This is a genomic window from Paraburkholderia sediminicola (genome assembly GCF_046026675.1).
GTDB lineage: Bacteria > Pseudomonadota > Gammaproteobacteria > Burkholderiales > Burkholderiaceae > Paraburkholderia > Paraburkholderia sediminicola_F.
Genome location: NZ_JAQQEY010000001.1, coordinates 17,564 through 41,130, shown reverse-complemented (window position 1 = coordinate 41,130; position 23,567 = coordinate 17,564). Strand labels below are relative to the sequence as shown.

12 protein-coding genes are annotated in these 23,567 nt (G+C 56.9%); 1 reads left to right on the top strand and 11 read right to left on the bottom strand.

Features of this window, described 5'->3' with window-relative positions; all coding sequences use genetic code 11:
- Positions 1-47 precede the first annotated feature (47 nt).
- The 6 genes from PQQ86_RS00135 to PQQ86_RS00110 all read right to left on the bottom strand — a co-directional run bounded on the left by PQQ86_RS00135 (position 48) and on the right by PQQ86_RS00110 (position 6,827).
- Positions 48-512, bottom strand: coding sequence for a hypothetical protein (locus PQQ86_RS00135; protein ID WP_408263978.1), 465 nt, complete (start codon positions 510-512; stop codon positions 48-50).
- 207 nt (positions 513-719) lie between these two features.
- Complete coding sequence (locus tag PQQ86_RS00130) at positions 720-1,055, bottom strand: hypothetical protein (RefSeq protein WP_408263976.1); 336 nt, start codon at positions 1,053-1,055, stop codon at positions 720-722.
- Positions 1,056-1,199: 144 nt separating this feature from the next.
- Positions 1,200-3,047: a TniQ family protein gene (locus tag PQQ86_RS00125; protein ID WP_408263974.1), complete on the bottom strand. Its 1,848-nt coding sequence runs from the start codon at positions 3,045-3,047 to the stop codon at positions 1,200-1,202.
- Positions 3,044-4,030, bottom strand: coding sequence for a TniB family NTP-binding protein (locus PQQ86_RS00120; RefSeq protein ID WP_408263972.1), 987 nt, complete (start codon positions 4,028-4,030; stop codon positions 3,044-3,046). The genes PQQ86_RS00125 and PQQ86_RS00120 overlap by 4 nt, the downstream gene beginning before the upstream one ends.
- Positions 4,027-6,060, bottom strand: a complete 2,034-nt coding sequence (locus PQQ86_RS00115) for a TnsB C-terminal domain-containing protein (RefSeq protein WP_408263970.1) — start codon at positions 6,058-6,060, stop codon at positions 4,027-4,029. The genes PQQ86_RS00120 and PQQ86_RS00115 overlap by 4 nt, the downstream gene beginning before the upstream one ends.
- On the bottom strand, positions 6,057-6,827 hold the full coding sequence (locus PQQ86_RS00110) for a hypothetical protein (RefSeq protein ID WP_408263968.1): 771 nt from the start codon (positions 6,825-6,827) through the stop codon (positions 6,057-6,059). Before PQQ86_RS00110 ends, PQQ86_RS00115 begins: the two co-directional genes overlap by 4 nt.
- A 235-nt stretch (positions 6,828-7,062) precedes the next feature.
- Between PQQ86_RS00110 and PQQ86_RS00105 the strand changes: the two genes are divergently transcribed.
- Complete coding sequence (locus PQQ86_RS00105; RefSeq protein ID WP_408263966.1) at positions 7,063-7,353, top strand: DUF6471 domain-containing protein; 291 nt, start codon at positions 7,063-7,065, stop codon at positions 7,351-7,353.
- Positions 7,354-8,187: 834 nt separating this feature from the next.
- Here PQQ86_RS00105 and PQQ86_RS00100 read toward each other — a convergent pair.
- From PQQ86_RS00100 to PQQ86_RS00080, 5 genes are all read right to left on the bottom strand, one after another.
- Positions 8,188-11,310 (bottom strand): type I restriction endonuclease subunit R, encoded by a 3,123-nt coding sequence (locus PQQ86_RS00100; protein WP_408263964.1) that lies wholly within the window; start codon positions 11,308-11,310, stop codon positions 8,188-8,190.
- Between the two features lie 17 nt (positions 11,311-11,327).
- Entirely contained in the window at positions 11,328-12,611 is a 1,284-nt protein-coding gene (locus PQQ86_RS00095) for a restriction endonuclease subunit S (protein WP_408269987.1), read from the bottom strand.
- 47 nt (positions 12,612-12,658) lie between these two features.
- Positions 12,659-14,725: a type I restriction-modification system subunit M gene (locus PQQ86_RS00090; RefSeq protein ID WP_408263962.1), complete on the bottom strand. Its 2,067-nt coding sequence runs from the start codon at positions 14,723-14,725 to the stop codon at positions 12,659-12,661.
- Positions 14,726-15,217: 492 nt separating this feature from the next.
- Complete coding sequence (locus tag PQQ86_RS00085; protein ID WP_408263960.1) at positions 15,218-16,456, bottom strand: hypothetical protein; 1,239 nt, start codon at positions 16,454-16,456, stop codon at positions 15,218-15,220.
- A 512-nt stretch (positions 16,457-16,968) separates the two neighbouring features.
- Positions 16,969-23,166 (bottom strand): tetratricopeptide repeat protein, encoded by a 6,198-nt coding sequence (locus tag PQQ86_RS00080; RefSeq protein WP_408263958.1) that lies wholly within the window; start codon positions 23,164-23,166, stop codon positions 16,969-16,971.
- Positions 23,167-23,567: the final 401 nt, after the last annotated feature.

Genomic DNA, 23,567 nt, shown 5'->3' with positions numbered 1-23,567 from the left:
GCTCAACGTAGTCTGTCAGACGACGCGCGCCTAGCGTACTTGCCTCTCTAGTTCGTGGCCGCATTAGTCCTGACTGCACCTGGTTCGCCGGTCTGCCTGAACATGTCGTCCATCAAGTCCTGGACGACGCCATCGGCGTTTGGAAACTGATGCAACACGGAGTTTTTCCAGTGCCCCGACGCGATAAGGCCGCCGCTTGGCGCCTTGTAAAAGCGGATATCCATCGAGCGCAGGTACATGACGATGTCCCAAAACCAGCTGTCGGTGTAGGTGACGTTCATGTCGACTTTGTCGCACGCGGGTGCAACTGAAACCGACACACCGTGGTTTTCCAGGTTACGTTGGATTGCAGCGTCCATATCAGCCGATTTGCCGCCGTGCGCGGTCAAGCACGCGGTCGTCATCGCCGGGCCTTTCGCCTGCGGACCAGCAGTGACACTTTGAGTTGTGGAGCATCCGGAAAGGATGACCAGCGCCGAGGCGGCCGCAGCGGCGGAAAACAGAGTGCGCATTTTATTTTTCCTGTTTGAATGCAAAGACGGCACTCTGAATATCGGCTGCTACGTTGCGAACTTGAGCCAGCGGGAACCCTGTTCCGTTCACTGTTCGACTGTTACCAAGTCGATTACGCGCTCAAATCTGGCTACGCCGTCTGAAGAGGCGAGCAGCTGCAGCAACTCTCGCGTCTCAATAACGGCTTTCTAACGGCTTTCGTGCGCTCATGTGGGGTCGTCATCATCAGCTCCGTCAAGCAGACGTTCGGTGACGTCGGTGTACGACGTGACCTCGTACAATTCGCACCACCTCATCCAGACGTATTCAACATTCAACGACCAGCCTTTCCTGCCGACCAACTCATAAATACGTCCCGTCTGAGTCTTACCCTGCAAGGTGGCCGGGTCGAACGTTACTATCGGGGAGCTGACGCGCGCCGACGAGTCAAACATATCTACACCAACGAAATGCCGGGTCCCATCCTCCGTCTCGAATATGCGCCATCGAGATAACGGAATCTTCGGCACTTCGGAAGCGGGACGTGGTTTCCAGATAGGCATCGCAGTCTCCTGGTGGTGGAAAGTCATACCCTTCGGTTCGGTCGTATGGACCTGGCGGCACTACATGCGAGCCCAGCTATGTCCCGACCGGCGCATACATCGCCGGTCGGGACACGCAATTGGTTCGACTTATCGCTGGCCCTCTCATGGCGTCAACGATGCGGGCACAAACAGGTCATGCCCTGCTCTCGCACCGATAACTGCCAGTCGCCCGAGGTCTGCGATGCGGACCAGGCCGCCCCGCATCGCGCCATCCGGAAGCTGTTTCGCACCGACCAGTTCGACGCCGCGTAACAAGCGCGACAGCGCCGAGGACTTTGTACCCATGGCACGCGCCAGGTCTGCCAGCGGAACGTAGGCTTGCCGGAACTCCAGCAACTGGTGCGGCAGCACGACGCGACAAGGCTGGCCACGGCGCTGAATCCGTTCCGACGCCAGCAGCCCTTCGTCCACCCAGTTCTGGATTGACTCCCATTTCCATCCGGTCGCTTTAGCCAGTTGCTGAATCGACATGCCGGCCTCGAGCAGTGGCGTGCCGAAATACTGCGACACGTCCGTCCTCAGGAAGGACATCTGGCCCAGTGTCCGACCATGCGCGACGGCTTTCACCTTGCCGCTTGCGATGGCCTGCATCAGCGCCTCGATGGCCCGTCGGTCACCCATGCGCCGGCTGGTCATCTCCGCCCATGTGAGCGTCGAATCATCGGCCACCGCAGCGGGTTGAGCCCAACGGTTCACATGCTCGTGTAAATCCAGTATGGATTGGCGCTCAACCGGACCTCCCTTCATCAGGTCTTCGCGCCAGCGCACGTCTGACCGGATAATGCCGGCTGCTTTCACGCGTTCGAGCACGACGGGTGGAACGCCCGCAAGTTCGCAGGCATCGATGTCGGAAATCCATTCGGCACGTTGCCGCTGGATGCGCTCAACCTCAGCGCACGGAATTTCGAACACCTGGCCACGCGTGCCAGTGCGTCGTGCGCGGTGCTTGCACTCGCCAGCGACGATGGAGTCATGCAGACGTGACACGCTGATGCCGATGGCCCTGGCGGCATCCGGCGCGCGCGTGTATCCGGTCGCATCCTCGGCCATTTCTTTGGCCGAATCCAGGCCCAGGACACAATCGGACTTCCGGGCAGCGACGTCGATGATGATTTGAAGCAGAAGCTCGAGCGTCGTGCCCTGGCAAAGCTTGCGTAGACTGATGTACCAGTCGCCGAGCAACGTGTTCAGCGTGCGGGCATCCTTGCGACCGGCGGCAATGCGCTGCTCGACGTGATTGCGGAAACCCGTTGGCCAGTCGGCCAGCAAGGCTTCGACCGGCGAGAGAAATTCGACCGCTTCGTTGACGAATTTCGGCAATGCCGCGCCGCGCGGCAACCCGAGGCGCGTCGGGTCCGCATATTGGCAGAGCGTGCGGATGACCTTCACCAGCACATTGATGTCCGCGCCGTGCAGAAGCGGTTTCACGCTGCCAGACTGCTGCCCGTTGCTCGCAATCAGCGTCGACAGCCATTGCTGACCCTGGGTCGCCGGCACACGCAGCAGGGTGCTCAGGTCATGACCGCACGAGCACAACCCAATATAGAGCCGTTCCGTTGATAGGTGCTTCCCGCAGGCGTTGCACTGGTCGACCAGCAGGATTCGATGTTGCGGACATGCCGTGACATAGGCGTGCTCCCATTGGTGTCGCAGGTAAGGCGATTCAGCCAGACACGCAGGACACACGGAGTCAGATTGCGCACGGTGCAGACGCCCCCAACCCCGGCAGAGCTCCTCTTGCTGGCGGGTGAATTCGGTCCACGCTGGTTCCAGGCCGAGGTTACGGACCACGTCGTCCGTGCGCGTCAACAACGCACGGCGGTTGCGCTCGACACCGGCCGCACTCGCTAGGTCACGCCAGCTGAAAAGCGCATTGTCTGCGGCAAGGCGTCGGTAGTAGCCCATTCCGGACTCGTCGTCCTTGGGCGCATAGGTGAGAATGAGGCTCATTGGTTATCTCCCGATTTTTTACGAACTGGTACGGACGCCGCGTTACTGGTCAGGACATGCACGTATGCCTGTTTCAGCGCCGCCGGCTCCACGCCCGCGTCGTCGATGCCAGAGTTCTGAAATGCCAGTCTGTTCGGTGACCCGGCATGGTTAACGGATTTAGTCGCTTTCTGGCAGTCTGCGTATTTAATGGCCCGCGGAGCTTCGCTTTTCATCGCACGAGCCAATTCACGCATGAAATCAGCGAGCACTCCAATCAGGCCGCCAGTGAGCAAATAGCATTGCTGCGTCAGCACACGGGTGGGTACGTCAATCGGATAACCCGCAGCCGCGAACAGGCGCGCATAGTTCACAACGCACGAGACGTAGGCTGTCATCTCGTCAGCATCGCTTGCGTCGTACGGCCAGAAATTGAGCGAAGGACAGGCGCGGCTGCGCAACTGTTCGTTCGCCAAAAAGAGCCGCTCAAGTCGCGGAATGCCGAAGAGAATCAGCGTCATGCCGAGTGTGTCCGAAAGGGTCTTGAGCCAGTCGCTAGCTGCGCGCAGAGGCACCCGTGACCCTTCGTCAACGAGGTGCGAAATCTCATCGAAAATCACGACGCGTGTGCCGGCCAGGCGAAGCTGCTCCACCATCAGGTCGAACATCGCACCCGCGGTCATGTTGCGGGGAACCTGGATGCCCAACGAACCCAGCACACTTTTGGGAAGCAGTTTGGCCGTTGCGGAGGCGGGCACCGCAACAACCAGTACTGGCACATGGCGCCGTCCGTCGATGCGGTTGGCGGGATAGTCACGCGACAGGCTCGCGATGAGCGAGGATTTGCCCGCGCGACTAGGACCTGGAACGCGAACGATTTTTGGCGCAAACCCAACGAGGGCGTCATCGATGCGCTGTTTAAGCGCAGTGAGGTGCTCCAAGAACATGCGGTGAGACAGTTCGCACTCCTCGATGTCCTTACGCAATAGTTGAGCTGGCGTCACAGCAGTTTTTCTCCAGTGTTTCTGTTTACGATGTTCATCGACGGCACCTCGTCGTATGAAATTTCACCGTGCTGAAAATCTTCCGTCGGCAAAGACGGATTGGTCGAAGGTGCGGGCCCAAACGGGGCTGACGCTGAAAGCGGCCGGTCGTTGGCCCGCTGGACGGCCGAGTTGTCTTTGGCGCGGCGCACCGTTTCCTTGTTTTCCTCGCGCTTGCCGCGGGTCTTGCGCTTACTGGCTTTCCCGCTTCCGGTGACCGCCTCGTCCATCTCCCGCTCGAATTGGACTTTTTCTTCCGGGACCGTCCAGTTAGCCATGCCTGAATCGAACTTCTTTTTGGCTTCAGCGAAGGTCCACGCCGGCGTGTCCGGACGAACGTGGTGGTGCGTCAGTGTGACAAGCGGAAGGTCATCGCCCTCGTACACATACACCTGACGGAAATCGTCGGGGTTATAGACCACACGAAGGTCCGCATGGTCACCGTACTTGGCCAGCAGATACGACATGGCTTCGCCGGTGTACCTGAAACCACGTTCAATCGAGATGCCGGTTTTGGCGCTCAAGGTGCACATCTTGTGTTCGAAGAGCGCGGCTATCCATTCATGACGCGGTGGCGGCAGGGAGATGGGTTGTCCCAACTCCTCAAGCTGGTGAGTCAGGCGCTCGCTCGGTGTCTTTCCCTTAACCGAATCGACCAGAAGTTCGTCCCAACGCAGCCGGTCCAGCGGGGTGTTGACCCAGACCACATAGAGCCATTTCACAACCCACTTCTCGAGCGCTTCGATGGTTATCAACTCGTCGCCCAGCGCCGCCGGGTCGCGCACGCCATCTTTTCCCTCGAAGCGCGTGCAGCCTGGGAGACGCTGCAGTGCTTCCTTGAGCGACCTGTTCAGGCGCTCGATGAACGGCTTGCCTTGAGCTTCCTTTGCTTTGCAGTGCTTGACATCCATTCCTAGCCGCTCGAGGCGGACGATTCGTCCGCCCTTCGTCTCCGGGCCATTGTCGAAAATGACCTGTACAGGCGTGCCATAAACGTTCAGCGCGTGAGCGATGCCGAGCTTTGCGAACCGAGCTGCCTTGGCGGGCGTCAGATACATCTCAAGGCACGACAGCGAATCCATCTCGCGCGGCGAACCGATGACGAGATGCCATCCAACCGGGTATCCGGTGCAGACATCAATCGCCAGCACCAGATAGACTTCCCGGGCGATGTCGTCGCCATTGCGTACAACGAATGGCAGGTGCACAGCATCCTGTTCAATTCGGGCGAATGGAAACGCCGCGCGGATACGCTTCTTCACGAACGATTTACCGGCGACCCTATCGAGCGGGTCCATCCGGTCGTATTCGGCATCGACGGTCAGGTCATCAATCCTGGCGCACACGAACTTGCGGCTGATGTGGTGCCCGGCAACAAGCAGGCCAAGGCTAACGGCCTGACGGTTAATATATTTGGTGAGGTCGAGGACCGTCCACCTGGATTCGGTGACCAGAAATAGGTTCTCGATTGCCTCTTTGACGAATTCGACAAGGTCTTTTGAATACCTGGCCGTCGAATTGCCTTTATTTTTGTCACCCCTGAGAACTGGCAGACCGAGCAGTTGATTCCTGTGTGCGCGGTACAGGGTTGCGCGCGATGGAAACAGGCAGACAAGGGGCTTGTCCGCGTTCTCCATCACATAGGCTTCACGGGCCAGTGGAATCGCTGCGTTAAACGACAGACCCCGTTGGTCCCGGATGGCATCTATGCGCCGCAGTGTGTCGTTCAGCAGGCTGACTCTGCTGTGCAATTCCGGATTGTCGTACTGGGCGGCAATGCTGACACGCGGCATCCCCTTTCGATGCAGGACCAGACTGCCTTCCGAAATCCGGGCGCGGATGTCGTCGTACTCGACATACTGGTCCGCACGTTTCTCGGCATCGAAGAGCTGGATGGTGCCAGCATGCAGGCGACTGTCCCGCACCTCGAAGTAGCTTTCCGGTTTGCCTGGGGGCGCCAGCTTGTCTCCAGTGCGCAGGTCGGACATCATGGCCGCAGCTCCTCAATCAGACAGAGGTGGCTCAGGTCGCCATACGCGGCCGACAGTTCCAGTGTGGCGCAGATATGGTGATGCGTGAGGTCCGCCTGCAGCACGCCCCGGGCGAGCAGCGGTGGAATCAGGCCCGTCGGAATCTCGAGGTCAGCGCACAGCGCGCGCTGCAGCACCGGGCCCGATTCGCAATAGCTTTCGACCCGGTCGATGATGTCGGGCGTCAGATATTCGCGGGCACGCACCATCGCCGGTTTCAACAGTTGTGCGTTGACGACGACCGGGTGCCGCTCATCCGCAGGCACGACTACCGTGGATAGCGGATAGCAGTACGCCTCCATGATTGCCCGGGCCCGCTCGACCTTGGCCCAGTACCGGCCGTCGCCCTCGAAGCCCTGAAGTTTGACCTCGTATGCGCGCTGCAGGCCGTCGGCCTGAACGGTGGCGAAGTCGGGCGTGTACTCCGCCTCCCCGGCGCGACCACCACGCGCTTTACGCGCTTCGGACAGTTCCTCACGCGTGAACAGCAGCCGTTCGTCGACCAAGTCGACGGTGAACGGCTGCTGCCTGAAAGAGCGCACGCGCGGGTCAACGCACAGCATGTGCGCTACCAGGCGTTCCGCGTCGGAGTCGACGGTGATGTGGCCGTCGGCCTTTTCGGCATAGGTGCCGATGCGAGCCTTGCCATACGTCCGGGCCGTGAGCCGAACACCGGCGTTCGCAGCACTCCGGCGACTACGGACGCCATAGGACGGTGCGCTTCTCATTTCGCGCCTCCGTCCTGAGTCTGCAACTGGCTGGTCGTCTGCGGCGCAGTTGCGGCCCGTCGGGCCGGCAAACTGGCTTGTAAAGTTATTGTCAGCATTCTGTCCTCGCAAAAAAATGGCTTGCTAAGGACGTGTAGAGCGCTTGCTTCGAAATCAGTCGTATACGACCGAAAATACCCGTGAGAGAATCGCGGCACCAGAAAAGCAGAGGCTCGAAAAAGGTCGAGGGGGAACGATGGAAGGACTGCCGCACAAGCGTGGTCGGCTGCCGGCTGAGCCGTACGGGCAGTGGGAAGAAGAAGCGAAGGGGTTGATAGAGGAAGAGATGATGCGGCGCGACATTCGCTACAAACAGCTTTCGCGGATGCTCGAGAAGCTGGGCATCTACGAGTCGCCGGACCAGCTCAACCGCAAAATCAATCGCAAGCGGTTCTCGGCAGCCTTCCTCATTGCCTGCCTGCGTGCCATGGGCGCGGAGACCATCGCGCTCCATCAGGTCACACCGGGACAGAACAAAGAGGGGTAGTTGACTGGTTACCCACGTCGCCGAATTCGTCCGCAGCCAGACCTGTTTCATCGCCTGCTCCCGCCGTACCCTCTCATAAAATGGGGCCTGACCTGGCGGGCGGTCAACGCGACGAATAAAGGCTCATTCCTGGTAATGCGTGCCGGCATTGCACCGGCTTGGGTTTACCAACGTAGGCAATAGTGGGGGGATTTTCAAGTAGGCCAAAAATTCCAACGGCTCGGCGCCCAGCGACTGGCCACCCACCTTAGAGCCCGGGTATGGACGCCAGACGACGTCCCCGGTTGCGTCCGGAAATCAGGAAGGTACTGCGGTGCAATCACGGCATACCGACTTGCTGGTCGGCTGTCAAATTTGTCGTGGGAGAAAAAGACGCTGGTCATCCTCAACTCGTCAGCGCCGCCGCTGGCAAAACGAGAATCGCTGGTGGTGTAAAAGCCAAAGCTGCGCCGCAGTATCAGCGCCCCCAAACGGGAGCGACATGGACCGGCCAACTGTCACTTGACGCGCGAGCCCCCAACGCGGCGTCGCTCATGGTGCTCGAAGAGCGGCAATCTCTGATGGCCGCTCGCGAGCGACGCCGTACAAGCAATAGGCTTTCCCGGCTTCCTGCGAGTCGATACGGGCGAAGGTGCGCACGGTTATGAAGTTACATTTGTCAAAGCGCTCGAGCGAACTCCTCTCCGGCGTTCCATAGAGTTTGCTTTGGGCTTAGGGGTATGCCGAGGTCAGTCATCCCGACGTTCGTGGGCATTTTTTTAAACTCTGCATATCGATGTGAAATGGCGTTGTGTAGAACTTCTCCCGCGACCAATCCCGCCCCGTCTGGACCTATCAATCGCCCTGAGCTCGTACTTCCTGGCGAAGCTGCCGGTACACCTCATCCACCAACAAATTGGCCAGCCCTTTGAATACTGTTTCATGTCGCAAGGCTTGGTCGGCCATCGCACCGTGATTTTCCAAGGCATCTACCACGGCATTATTCAGCTTGGTTTCATAAGCCCCGTTGCTGAAAGCGTCCACCGTATCGTTCGCCTGTGCCTGTTCTTGGAGCGTCATGTCATCTACCAATTTACCAATGAGCGTGGTCGCGTAACCCCGGAAATCTGCGTCAGGAAAATTCCCGGCAAATACTTCGTTCATTTTCTTGATGATGGCGGACAAGCGGTCTTCTGGGTCTTCCCAAGGTTGCCCGCCGCCCGGTCCCATGGGCTTCATGGCTTCGGCCTTTCCGGCCTCCATGCTCAAGGTATGTTTTTGCTCGTTGACCAACCTGTACCCCGCTAATCGCACCAGTTGGTCCAGAGCTTCATCGCCGCCGGCCTTCCCTTGCAGCCGGGGGAGCAACATACGACAGAAGGCATGCAGTCGCTCCAGGTCCGCATCGTCATAGGACACAAGCTGCGACAAAAAGTCGTAAGCGCTGATGTAGGACGACACGTCACCACGGAACAGGTCTTGCACCTCTTTAGGCTGAGCCTTGAATCGCTCATGCGCCTTTTTCAACGGCGATTGGATGGTGGCTTGTTTGCCCTTTGGGTCAAAGTAACCCTTGGCGAAGTCCAAAACTTCCTCCCAAAGGTAAATGCCGGCGACGTCTAACTTCTGGCGCAGGGTATGGACCAAATTACGGTCCGTGATGCCCGACATTTCGGCCGTGCGGTAATACGGCATGAAGGCTTTCAGAATGTCCTTGGGGTCATTACGGAAATCCAGTACAAAGGTGATTTCCTTGCCCAGATAGGTACGATTCAGACGCGACAAGGTTTGCACTGCCAACACTCCATCTAGGCGCTTGTCCACGTACATAGCGCAAAGCTTCGGCTGGTCGAACCCGGTCTGGAATTTGGATGCCACGATAAGCAATTGATAGGCGTCCGTCTTGAATGCCTCCTTGATGCCGTCATCGTGTTCCTTGCCGTCGTTTAGGTCGCCTTCTTTGGCCTTCAAGACCTTGGATTCTTCATCCGTGACATCGCCTGAATACGCTACCAGCGCCTTGCAGTCGGTATACTTCATCTTGCTGATGTAGGCGTCGAACGCCTTCTTGTACCGAACCGCCGCCACGCGGCTATCTGATACCACCATGGCTTTGGCCTGTCCGCCCAAGTGGTGCATGACGTGGGTACGGAAGTGCTCCACGATGACCGTGACTTTTTGGGCGATACTCGTGGGGTGAAGGTGTGCGTATCGGAAAAGCTTGGCTTTTGCCTTACCGGCTTTCACTGCCTTGTCGTCGCCTTCCTGCTCCAACTTGAAAGCGAAATCATAGGTGGTATAGCCCTTCAATACGTCCAGGATGAATCTTTCTTCGATGGCTTGGCGCATCGAATACACATGGAACGGGACCGGCGTGCCATCAGAACCCGTGCGCCCGAAAAGCTCCATGGTTTTGGGTTTTGGAGTCGCGGTGAAAGCGTAGTACGACACGTTTGGCGGTCGCTTACGCGATGCCATGATGCTGTTGAGAATGTCTTCGTCGGTCAGCTCTTCATCGGCATCGGTCGCGGTAGCCTCCGTGCTCGCAGTAGATGCAGTATCGGTATCCGTATCCGTTTTCTCTTTGGTCAACACCTCGCGCAGCTTGACTGCGCCTTTGCCCGACTGACTGGAATGAGCCTCATCAAGGACGAGAGCAAAACGCTTGTCACCTAAGCCGCTCACCTTATTCAACACCCACGGGAATTTCTGCAGGGTGGTGATGATGATAAGTTTGCCCTTGTCCAGCGCTGTCGCCAGTTGGGTACTGTTTTCGTCGATTTTCTCTACTACGCCCCGCTGGTGGTCGAACTGGTAGATAGTGTCTTGTAGCTGGGTATCCAACACGCGGCGGTCCGTAATCACAATTACACTGCTGAACACCTTCTGGTCCTTGGCATCGTGCAACGATGCAAGGCGATGCGCCAGCCATCCAATGGTGTTCGACTTGCCTGAGCCTGCCGAATGCTGCACAAGGTAGGTCTGTCCCACGCCTTCCTTTTGGGTGGCATCCAGGAGCACGTTGACGGCATCCCATTGGTGATAACGAGGGAACAGGAGTGAGGCGGTGAAGACCTTCTTGCCCTTGTCATTCTTGTGCTCGGACACCTCTACGGACAAGAACTTACCCAAGACGGCCAGCCAAGCATCCGGTTTAAAAATCTCATGCCACAGGTAGCCAGTTGAATAGCCTAATTTGTCATCGGGTGGATTACCAGCGCCTGCTCCCCCCATGTCATCGGGGGTACCTCGATTGAAGGGTAAAAAACGCGTTGCTGCGCCAGATAGCCGGGTAGTCATACGTACTTCGTCGGTACTGACGGCGAAGTGGACCAATGCTCGCTTGCCAAACGACAGCAGCGGTTCGGGCTGCTTGGTTGCTACGTCAATCGGGTTGCGGTCATATTTGTACTGTCGTACCGCCTCTTCGATGTTCTGGGTTGTGTCGGTTTTCACCTCTATGGTTGCCAGCGGCAAGCCATTGAGGAAGAGCACCAGGTCAATGCAAAGCTGATTGTGTAGCGAATAGTGCAACTGCCGAACTACGCGCAGCCGATTCTTTTTGTAGTGCGCCCAAGTAGTAGGGTTTTGTTGGTTGCTTGGTGCGAACTGCGCCATGCGGAACGTGGCATTGATGTCCTTGAATCCCTTACGCAATACATACAAGCTGCCCCATAGCTGCGGTGTTTCCTTCTTGATTGTTGGGCGGTCACGGTCCAGCTCTTCCGCCAGCCGTTGGATGAACACCGCCTCGGGGTGCTTGGTGTGGTTCTTGGCGAACTTCTCCCACGCATCTGGCTGCGTTTCCTTCACCCAGGCAATGGCGTCTTCAGGGTACAACGCCGTGCGGCGGTCATAGCCTTTGTCGTAGGCAAAGCCTTTTTGATACGGTAGGGGCCCCTCGTACAGCCATCCATTCGCTTTGAGGACTGCGCATACCTCATCTTCAAATTGCTCTTCGGTGTGAATGGCTGCCATGGGGTTTCTCTGTATTGTTATTGCTTTATGGTGCGGACGTCGACACGCCCGAGAACCGCGTCCGCGATGGTTGCAGCGCGAAGTTCTTTCAGTAGTGTGATTTCGTCGTTGGTATGGGTGATGAGGTCGTCAATCTTGGCGGTCTCTACGGATAGCCGTGACGCGATTTGCTTCTGCTCACTCAATAATGGCTTAGGAACTTCAAATCGCGACAGGTCTTCACAGGTCAACGCACCCTTTGTTCCGCCTTGTCCGTCACTGACCATGCGCAAAGCCGCGTACATGCCGGTCAAGGTCCAGAACAGATATTTCTCGTCGAAATGCTCGCGGTCCAAATCAAGATAGGCTAGATGCTGGTTAATGGTTGCTTGAATACGCAGGATGGCAACCTGTCCACGGGTCTTGCCCTGACCGGTAAGTGCGACCAACAGAGAATCGGGCTCAACGATAGGGAGATGACAAGTCCGTAATGCTTCCTCTGTCACATATTCACTGCCTTCCCGAACCTCATCCCGATTTACAACGGCGCTGTTAAGCCATGGAAAAGTGCCGCCCTCCCAATATCGGGCGTTATCTTTCAGTGGCGTTGAGCCGTTCCCAATCCTGGCGTACTTACCAAGGCGGACCATCGTCCAGTCAGCAGGAATTTGGGGAAGGTGAACATTGCCTGTGGGTTTCTTTCCGCCCGGATGACTGACCCCTGCAGTGAAATCAGCGATAACCGTCTGCCGCCACTCACGTAACAACGTAATCAGTTCATCCTTCTCGCGTATCAACTCGTCGATACGGGCGGTCTCGGTGTCCAAGTAGTCGGCAATGGCTTGCTGTTCTGCGAAAGGTGGCACAGGGATGTTGCCATCTGACAAGGCTGCGGTACTCAATCCGTATCGCGTAATCCCTCCTGCGCTCAGAGAAAAATGTAGATTTACCTGATAACAGCGAAGTGCCCATGCGATGAAACGGCCATCTGCACGGAGCGGTTCGACCTTGGCCAAATGATATCCGCAAACAAGCCCTTCGATATTCTCAGAAATGACGGTGGGTACTGCAATGTCCCAAGGTGATTCCGAGTCTTTCGTTACTACTACGTCTCCCTTTTTTAGGCCAAGTCGGTCGATTTGTTCTTGGGTTGCAGATGCTGCCATGAACTCTATCTCGTTAGTAATGCGTTCATTCTTATAAACGTCAACGTAGTTGCATAGCTTCACTGGAGCCTGACCGTCAATCGTCAACTTATCGATGTTACTTGGACGAACACGGCAAAGTTCTTTGAGCCGATTGACATCCCAATGACCGGGCACATCCCCGAGCCACGGTACACCTGAAGGCCTGTAGTTCGGGTACGGTTTCACTGGCTCCCCCCCCCTTTGATGCCCCGTAGCAACTTCATGAACTTGTGCTCCTTGGCCTCGATGTCCGCGGCAATCGCCTCGCGACTACGCGGTGGCGTGTACACGTAGAACTCGCGATTGAAGTTAATTTCGGTGCCCACCACGCCAGTCTTCTCGTCCTTCGCATCGGTGACTTCGAAATTAATCCAGGCATCGCGCCAGTGTGGGACAACCTCCCGTTGAAAGTACGCTTCAATATCCTCATTAAACGGCATGTACTCGGCATCCCGTAGCTCGGAATCGCTCAACACGTCACCTTTCTCGTTGGTGGTAGGCTCTGCCGCCTTGTCCTTCGTGCCCATGTATTTGCGAGCCAACTCGTAGGACTTCGCGCCCAGCTTCGCGGCTTTGCCGGTCCACTCCCGCTCTTTTGCTACCTTGGATGCTGCTTTGCTCATAGCTTCGCGGAACGATTCGGCATCCATAGACACTGACTCCACGTCCATGGCCTTAACAGTTTCCGTCAAGAGCTGGTACTGGTCATTAGGCAGTTTTTCGAATGCCTTGTCCTTGAACAGCGACTCCATGCCCGCTTGGGTCACTTGGAAGCGCATGCGCAAGGGGCGCTCAATCGTCACTTTGCGATAGAAAAAGTGCTCTCGGTCGAAGACCTTGGCCTTCAACACCCGCCCCGATGTCCCAGTGGAGTCCTCCTGCCACTCCATAGTTTTGAAGTCGGCATACGCTTTGGCGATGCGCTCCACGCAATCGGCGGTGAACTCGCGGCGTTTCTTGCCCAGGTTCTTTTTCATGAGCTGACTCATGCCGCTGGCATCAATGAGCAGCACCTTCCCCTTGCGCTCATCGTGCTTTCGGTTCGTCATGAACCACAGGTAGGTTGTGATGTTGGTGTTGTAGAACATGTCCGTGGGTAGGGCCACGATGCAGTCTAGGTAGTCATGTTCCAAGATGTGGCGGCGGATTTCGCTCTCGCCACTGCCCGCGTCCCCAGTGAACAAGGGCGAACCGTTGTGGACTACACCCACTCGGCCACCGCCGCGCTTGTTGTCTCGGCCACTCTTGCCAGCCACCACGGGTTGCATCTTGGACAGCAGGTGCATGGAAAACAGCATCTGCCCATCACGGATGGCAGGCAGCCCGGGCCCGAAACGCCCTGCCGCGCCTTGAGCGTGCTCCTTCCTCACGGCATTTTCCGCTGGCTTCCACTCCACGCCGTAGGGTGGATTGGCGGCTTGGTACTCGAAGGTCTTGCCCGGATGCTTGTCGATTTCAAGAGTATCGCCGTTGGCGATGTTCGCAGGGTCTTGCCCGCGAATTAGCATGTCCGCTTTGCAGATGGCGTACGTTTCGTCTTCCAGCTCCTGACCGAACAACTTGAGCGTGGCCCGGTCATTGAAGCGGCGCAAATACTCCTCGGCCACGCTAAGGATGCCGCCGGTGCCTGCCGTAGGGTCGTACATGGTTCGAACCACGCCTGGAACTGACAGGATTTCATCGTCACCACTGAACAGCAGCGTCACCATGAGTTCAATTACATCGCGTGGTGTGTACTGTTCACCCGCCGGGGATACGTCATTGAACTTGCGCAACAGCTCTTCAAACGCCTGCCCCATGTCGTGGTTGGTGACTTTGGCGGGGGTCAGGTCGGTTTCAGCAAACCGCTGCACTACGAGGTACAGCCGGTTTTTGTCGGCCAGCTTGTCGAGCGTGCCGATGAACTCGAACTTCTCGAAGATATCGCGTACGTTCTGGGAAAAACCGTTAATCATGGCTTCCAGGTTGTCGCGCACATCGTCCGGGGTTTCGGCAATGTTGGTCAGGGTGAATTTGGACGTGTTGAAAAATGGGTAGCCACTGACAGGTGTCAGCATTTTGTCCAAGTCATAGCCCTTGTCCCGGATGGCCTGATAGCGGGCCGACACCGTTTCGCGGGTAGGCTGCAACACGCAGTCCAGCCGGCGCAGTATGGTGAAGGGGAGGATGACTTTTCGGTATTCGTTTTCTTTGTACGCGCCACGCAGCAGTTCGGCGTTTTTCCAAATAAGGTCGGCAAGCTTAGTCATTGGGGCTTTCGAGGTTTGTTCTTATTAGTGACGGTGGGGTCGTCGCTAGGGCGGATGCCTTCGCTCTCTGCATACACATGAATCATGTGCTCGACCATGGATGCCAAGCTGCGATGCTCGCGCTCAGCGCATTTCGCAAGCAGCACCTTCGCGTCGGGGGTCATACGCAATGATAGAAGCGCGGATTTAGGTTGAGTCATCGCGATATACATTGTGGTCCGTTTGTATTACAAACGGTATCAGGCCCCATCCCACTACGTCAATTGAAGTTCAAAATTTCCGCGAGGCCGCCCAGTCATAGAAAGGTTTAGGCCGGACTTTCCGTATGACGTGGCGCGGGCATGGGGCTCGCCACGCCCGACCGGTGGGACTGGATTCAGCGGCTGGCCAGGGACGGCAGTAGCCACCACTGTCGTTGACGGCTCAGCAGCCATTGACCGCGCAGCGCGAGACTTGCGCTTGAAATCGGGTATCCGTGGCGATTTTCAATTTTCAAGGGAATAGCGAGCATTCTTTTGCAATGTTACGGAACAAGAGTGGCACATCGCCAGCCCATTCGAAGGTAATTGGTATCGGTTCCCGACGTCCCGGGTCTGCGTCCGAGTTGGTTTTCGGTATTGCCGACGCCGAGTAGCTGAGGACGCGAATCTTCGGGACGTGCCCCTTCCGCAAGTTCTTCCGGAAGGGGCAGTGAAACTCACTATAGCCAACCACGCCTCTCGTGGCCTCTGGCCCGACCCGAACTGGAAATGGCTCATCTGGCGATTCGATGACTCGAAAACTTGCGGTCGCAGCCGTAACGTACTCGGGCCCGACAAAATTCTTATCTTCGTCGAACACCACGAGCATCGTGACGCCCACTCTGTCCAAGGATATCGTGCCGTCAACGTCACGCGGCCGGATATATAGAACGCAGATGCCATTGTCTGGCGCACCGCACGCATCAGAGGTCTGCAGCATAACGCTTGGTTTGAAGCGGTCGCCGGTCCAGGCGGCGGCGCAGAGCAACGCGAGACTAAAGACTATCGGCGCGAAGGACGAATAAAAAAGTGACATGTCGTCGTCGCGTGAACCGGACGTTCCCAGACGCCGCCCGTGGCGGTTGGCGAGCTGCGTCCAGGCACCGCTCGTAACGTACGTGAAGAGCAATACGCCAAAGCTGAGTAGGACGTCGGACGACGGGTCAAATCCTTGCTCCCTTGCAATCCAGACTAAGACGGTGACCGGAATCGTCACAACCGAGTATCGAAGTAGGCCGAGCGATACGATGAAACACGAAAACACTAGCTGTTGGCGTCGACTCACCCTAGCCGACCGGCGCCAGACGCCAAGAAATGCAAGCAAGACAAACGAGAGGAGCGAGAGAACGAAGGCAACGCCTGCAGCAACTGTCTGTTTAGTCGGCGTTAGGCTGTTGAGCCTAACACGAGGCATTGCCGAAGCCCATTCCTCGGCAATCCCTTGTGCGATTTGGTCAACCCCGTGATAACCCAAGGAACCGTGGCTTGTATCCAGCACATTGAGATTGAGCGACAGTAGCAAGATGGAGGAGGTCAGAATAGCCAAAGCCCATGCAAGTACCGCGAAGTTCCGACACCGAAAGATTGGTTCGGAGACGAGGTTGATGTCCTCGAAATGAGCTAGGTGACTCGCCCACTTGTAGGTTGACCATAGTCTTTTCGCCTTTTCGAATACATCGGATGCAAGGTGGGGAAATTCTTTGAGGTCCACGATTATTGAAAGTGAAGGTGCACGTTAAGTGGGAGGGCCGAAGCTCGACGTTAGGTGCGCCAATTCCGTTTGCCGCCGACACCTCGGTTCAGGTTCGGTTGATGGGCGCATTACATCGTCACTTTACGGACGCAAATGACAACTTCGCGAGCTGTTGAACGATACTGTCGGTGGTCATTGAATAATTACGGAAAAAATACGCAAAACTTTAATAGAGCGCCGTTTTCTCATGCATTTCGATGCGATAAAACCTGCCACTCTCTCGGCGCACGCCGTCAACGTAAATGCATCTGCCACTACCGACATTCAGATAGCAAAGTAGCTCGGCTGGGCCGTTACCGTCGCCGTTCCGTTTGTGCTTACTGCTGTGCTCTTCGTTATGTGAAAGGTCCCGCTGGCAAAGACTCGAAGGCGGTGCGCGCAACTTGTGCGGCCGACAGGCGCCGGGCGTCAACGATGCGAACAAGGTATGGTCATTCGCGTCTTGTTCCCGTGCCGCCTAGGGCCATGACTCAGGTTTGCGCCCGAAGGCGAACCAGCGCATTCCACACAGCCCCGTTGTCACTTATCCGCGACTCGTCGTATATGGTTTCGAGGGTCCTGCAAATTGTCACCCTCGCGGTCCTCCAGACCGCCGCTATGCCCGTGAACAGCTCAGCGATACTGGCGTAGGCCAGAGAGGTATCATCGCTGCGACTGAACGTGATGCAAGCCTCTAGCAGTTCGTTGAGCTTTCGTGCACGTTCGTCTACCCCATCAACATTAACGGCTGTCCCGTTACCCTTAAATCGGTCGCCAAGCGCTTCGGCAAGCTGTAACAATTGCGCTGTGAAGGCTGCTTGAGTATCACCATTGCCTAGTAGCCTTACGCAACCGGCAAAGCAACGCCAGGCGATGAGGACGTCCGTTCCGAGCTCAGCAAGAGAAATTAGCCGAGCGTTCGCCACTATCTGGACGAAGCGTTGCCGGTTAGCCGCGCTCAGCCCCATCCGAGCCAACGTGTACAGGTGAACCCACAGCATCGGATTGTCGGTTGAAGTCTCGAATGCCTGAATTAGTTCGTTTTCAAAGTCTTCAGAGAGCGTTGACGGCAAGTCAAACGACTCCACGCGAACCGTCGAATCGACGCGCAAGAACGATTCAAGGCAATTCGGTGACAACTCGCGTGATGCAATGAGCCAGGGGTTGGCATGGTTGTTGACTCGGGTCAACGTAAGAGCCTGCTCCCGTTGCTCCGCCGAAAGCAGCGAGTCGCCTTGTGCGCCTTGCAACACGTAGTTCATGCCGCCGTAAAACAACACTACGCCAACAAAATTATTGGGAGACGCACAATCCAAGGACCGAGTGAGCCCGCCGAAAGCGGTAGCCGACATTGCGCCGCGCGCCTTCGCAAAGTGCTCACGAATTTGCGTTTCCATGTCGAGATTGCGGTTGAGTATGCACATCAGGCGCGCCGCATGGTACCAAGTCGTGACCAACTGCTCTTCGACGGTCTTGCTTCGCCACTCCTGCATCTCATGCGCGTGAGTCTCCGACCACATTAACAATGGGCCCATTGCGTCGGCCAAGCCGTTCCAGCGCGACAGCACGTCGGTTGCCATACGTGAGCCCAGCGCTCTAACGTCGGAGGGCAAACCTTCGCATTTCAGCAATGCGAATGCGTGAAGAAAATGCAGTGGAGAGCGTGCAGCGAGTTCGGCGAAACCTGCGTATGCAGACCTCTGCGTTTCGGGCGGACTTGCCCCAAAACGCTCGACAAAAACGTTCGGCAATGGCACGGGGAGACAGCCCAAGCGAAGGAACGCTTCCTCAAGCCCGCAGTCCGTCAGCAGAGCGTCCGCTGCTATAGCCCACCTCTCCGAAAACCGCGCATTGCCTGCCTCGAGGCGTAGGTGTCTGAATACTTGCTCCGGCCGAGGGGGGATGCATGTTGCGAGGGGAACGCTGTGGTTCTCGTCGAGTTGGTCTTCAATTTCCTTGTAGCGGAATGGAAGACTCTGCCTTCTAGCTTCGTCGAGCGCCTCGTATCGCTTAGCCTCGGACTTGATTTCAACAATCGCTTCCATGGCTGCTTCACGCTCTGCCTGGCTGCGGTCGAACCAAGCGAGGTGTTCGTTCAGAAACGAGCGGATTTCGCTTTCATTCCTGCACTCAAAAAGAAGAAAGGCACGGTCGTTGATTTGAGCGGTCTTTTCCTTGCACTTGATTGCGACGGCTCCTGGGGGTTCCATGGGTTGGAACGTGACTATATCGGTTGATTCGTGCGCCTTTGCTCGGGACTTGCCATGTTGGATGGCTCGGCGAACCGCCGGGATAAAGCGGTCCTGCTGCAGTTGGATTTCACCTATATGGACGACTTTTACGATTTTAGTCATCAGGCTCCGCTGCAAGCTGGAGTCAGCGAGCAGTCGGTCACGGAGTTCCTCGGGCAGGAGGTCGAGCGCCTGACGAAGATAGGCGGCGACAATTTCGTTCGAATACTGCTTGTCTTTCGGTGGCGCATCGGGTGCAAGGAGGCCGACGAGCAAAATCGTGAATTGTGCGACGAGATGATTGGCCAGCAGTTGGTCAGCGTGAAATCGGTTCTTGATAGCACAGTCACTGAGCCACTGCGAGTATGCCTTTTTTCGCGATTCCGAATGTCCAATCGCGAGCTGTATGATGGTACTCAAGGCAGCACTGAAAGTGACCGCAGTGAACGTTGCCAATGAGTCTTGGTCCCTCTTGATTGACGGATGGTCGCCCAACGGACGTTCCATCCGAAGCTGTGACCAAATCCACGTAGCCCAAGCTATGCATTGCTCGTCGGTATCCGTTTTCGACGGCCACACCTTTGTTAGGCACTCGTCCGTGAGACGACGGGTCGCAATGAAGACATTTATCTCATCGGGCCGGTCGCTTTTGATAGCCGGAAAGTCGCCAACTTTCAGGCGGCATTCCTGAAGAGCAACGCGAGCGAAGTACCGTCTGAGGACAGACAACGCATGGGTTTCTACAACCTGGCCATTGACGATGGCTGCCCGCACAAGGTGGAAAAGGACCTCCTCCGCCTCTATCGGCAGGAACATTGCGTTGGCTCTGCGCAGGTGAAGCAGCTTCGCGAAGTAGTCGGAGTCCGAAAATGCGCGCGACTTTCTGAGCTCTCGTAGGAGTTCATAGATGCCGACCACTGGGGCCACGCCAAACCTTGGATATCCCGAAACAAATCGGTCATCGCAGCAAAACACTGCGTTGATATCAGGCTCACAACGGAGGAACTCGAGTAGCCCGCGAATCTGCATGGAATAGCTTGCGTACGTTTCCTCGTTGTTCTCGGCGTGTCCTGCGCGCCCTTTCGCCGTCTGGTAGCTGCCGTCCAGGAATCGATTTGCTATGTGGGCTCGGAGTTCGTTAACCACTTTCAGCACTTCTCGCCGCTCATGCGCGGCACGGACGTTTTGCGCGAGCACAGTCGCGAATTCGGCGTCAACTTGGACCGCGAAGGTCTTCAGAACCATCTGTAGCGAGCACTTGAATGCAAGTGTACCGAGCGTGCCCGCGCGAAAGTGCAACCGGGCGCCTGGTGGCGGAACCGGCAACTCCGCCTCAACCGGACCAGCGTCAAAAACTGCATCCTCGAATTCCGCTGCGTCAATCTGACCGGCTTGCCGGAGCCCTTCCAAGACGCTTGTGAGTGTGGCGCGTTGACTGCCCTCCGGCACGGATTCTGAGTCGTCCGCAACGACAGTCCATGTGCCAAAATCATCATCGGAGGGTAGCAGCTTGGAGCCAGCATTCTGCGGCTGCGTCCAAATGCCGATAGAGTCAGTTTTCAGGGCTTCGGCGATGGCCGCCTCGACTTCAAGCCTCTTGGGTTGAGGATGCTCCAGCGAATCGGCGAAGGTCAAGAGCTGTCTCTGAACGCACTGCGGGACAATCACCACGGCGACCGCAGAATCAATAGCCTCCAAAACCCCCAGCTGCTTTGCCAGCAGCAAAGACGAGACGTCGATGTAGAGGCGCCAATCCTTAAATGTTATCCCGGTATCGAAATCGACAGTCCGTGCGCCGTGCCGAATCATTAACGGCGGCCGCTCATCGTTGTCTTGCGAGGCCACCGAGCCGATGTAATACCGTCCACTGAAATCAATGTCGGCGGGCTGCGCCGCGACATGAAATGGCATTGCGCCATCAAGATAGGCGTTCCATAGGTTGAACTGAGTCTGAGCGCGCGCAGCTTGGAGTTGTCGAAATTCCTCGAAGGTCATCATCCGAAACCGACCGTCGTTCGACTTGGCCATCAGCGTGGCGATTGCGGACTCGAAGACAGTGGCCTCTCTATCCATTCCGAGTCGAATAGCCTGGACGTGAGCCTCAATGGCGAATTCTTCGGGCACACCCATCGCTCCAGCATGTTTCAGCAGCTTACGGGCTAAGTCCCTGTCTTCGAGCGCTACCACGCGAGCCCAGCGAAGAGCATCACTGGGCGGCAATTCGTTCTTCGATATCTCATCACGGATGACTGGAAGGGCACCACGTATATCGCCAAATCTCAGCCGGATATCCGCGGGCAACATACGCTCCCGGATTCCGTCGAATTCCGAGGACAACGTTTCTGCTGCCTTCAGGGCCTGTCGGTGCTGCCCCTGTTCAGCAAGGGAATGAGCTTCAATAGTGGCCAGATTTCGGGGAAACTTCCGATGAGGGAAAGCTGCCCGATTCGTTTTCAGTACAGTTAGTGCCAACGCCGCGTTTCCCGTGTTGAACGCTGCGTGTGCTGCAATTTCAATGGCTGATGCCGTCTCAAACTTGGTGAGCAGTTGGACGTAACGACCGAGAAATTCCCAGCGACTCGCAGCAGCGAGCCGTGACGCCGCTGCGAGCAACGCGACTGAACGTGCATCCCGGGTCGCGAGACTGGAAAACAGCGATTCAAGCTCTTCCCAGGCTAAACCGTCCGATACATCGCTGACCATTGCAAAGATTCGGCGCTCAACGCTGGCACTGTCTTGGCCCGATGTAGCGCCTGAATCGGTCGAGGACGGCTCGAGAAACTCTAAACGCGCGTCGTATGCTACTCGTTGCGCTTCTTTCTTGAAGAGCTCGCGGTTTGACTGCAACACTTCCTTTGCGCCAAAGTCGTCCGAATCAAGTGTCAAAAGCCAACTGTAGGCCAGCACATGAGCAGCATCTTTGTGGGTTCCCTCCGCGACAACACGTAACGCCTCACGACTACGTTCCTGGTCAAATTTCAGGCCACGCGTGAGAGCCCAGCTGATGACCTCAGGGCTTCCTGGGTCAGCGTCGAGCAGTCGGTCGCAACGTGCTTGCGCCGAGAAGAAACCTTCGACCAGGTTGCATTCACACGCCAACGCCCACAATTCATCGTGGGAGCCAACAGGTGACTCTCGCCGCTCGATGGCGAGACTGTCAAATGTTGCCAACGCTTCGCTGAGGAGCGCTTGGTTCGCGTCGTCTTGGCGCACAAGTTCGGCTGCTATGGGCGCTGGGTTGGCGAAGTGCTCCTCCCCCACGACCTTTGACAACGCATTCGCGTAGCGAATAATCGCACCGGCGCGTCTCACAATGAACCAGCGAGGCGCACGCGCTTCCGCTCGCCGTATCTCTGCCAGAGCGGCAGTGCGTTTCCCACGGAACAGCAATAGAAACGCACGTAACCTCGACGCTTCGATTGTGGGCATGCCGTCAACGGGCGGGAGCCGGTCGAGGATGTGCTCAGCGTCATCCAGACGCCCTGCCTCGAGCAACAGTGCTACCTTCATCTCCTGGGCGTCTGATACAGACACGTGCTCGAGAAGCTGAAGTGCTTGTTCGTGGTCCCCTTGGTGGGCCGTCAAGAGCGCCTTGAACGTCACGGCGCCGTCGGCGGAAATGGCGTCGGCCTCGCTTGCGAACACCGTCGCCGCGCCGATATCTCCCTCCTGGAGCTTTGCAGACGCCAGATACCGTAAGCATTTGCTTCTGACATGTGGTGCGATGCTCGACCAATGGGCACTGGTCCTCATCTTTTCGAGCTCAAGGGCAATGCCGCTTGGGTTTTCTTCGCGCAGTCGCGCCTTTAGCGAATCAAGTTTGCTATCTACCTCCGAGCTCAAAGCAGAGGCAAGGGGCGCTACAGTGTTCGTGACCAGGTCAAGGACCGCACTCTGGTCGGCAGCGACCGCATTGGCGCCTACAGGGACGTCACCACAGAGGACGTTGGCCCAATAACCGCCGAGAAACTGCGTGACGATTCCGCGTTGGAATCTGAGCTTTTCTTGGAATTGGCGCGGCCCCCAAACCTCGTATTCCATTCCCAAGGCGTGGAAGAGCTTTTTCTGCGTAAAAACGGTGTCGGAGGTGCCGCGCCCATGAACGGGCGACGCAACGGCGAGAATGAAACGTCGGACATTCCGTTCTTTCCAGAACGATTCATGATGCTTGAGGAAGTCGTCCGACCAATTTCTAATCTGGCTCGCGATGATTTTTCCGTAGCATTTCGATGAAGCGACGGCTATCGCAAATTCGCCCCGAAGGTCGCCGTACGAATCCGCACCAAACTGCTTCTCGCCGTCCTCATGAAACAAATCCGCGGTTTTGATGTCGGGTTCATGACCCAGTACGGCACATGTCAACTCTTCAAACTGCTTCGATTCCATCTTCGAGAAGTCTGGCGGGTCTCCACGGTTTGTGCTCGGGACGATTGTGGTGCGGGAGGAGTCTTCGGTCATCCTGGTGTCAGGGCGGGTTGTCTTTCTTCGATGGATATTAAACGACACCGTCGTCTTTTACCGCAACGCGTCGTCGAAAGCACTGAAAATAACTAGGACGTTGCCGGGAGCACTTCTGTCCCAGCGCCCCTCCCAGTACAAACCAAGGTTGTATGCGTCCGGCTGGTGTCCAAGCCCCAGTGCCTCGGCGCGCATATCCTCATCCATCATCGAGACATGGCATCAAACGTCCTAATCCCGTGGTTCCGAGCGATGCGCACCTGTTGGGTCGTGGTCGGGCTCGCTTGTTTTTCGTCTTGCTCGTGCGGCTCGCGCTGTCTGGGCTCAAACTAGGAACCTTTCGGGACATGACGAAAGTCTACTTTGGCTTTCGAGCAGATTCGTGATGGCTTCCCAGTACT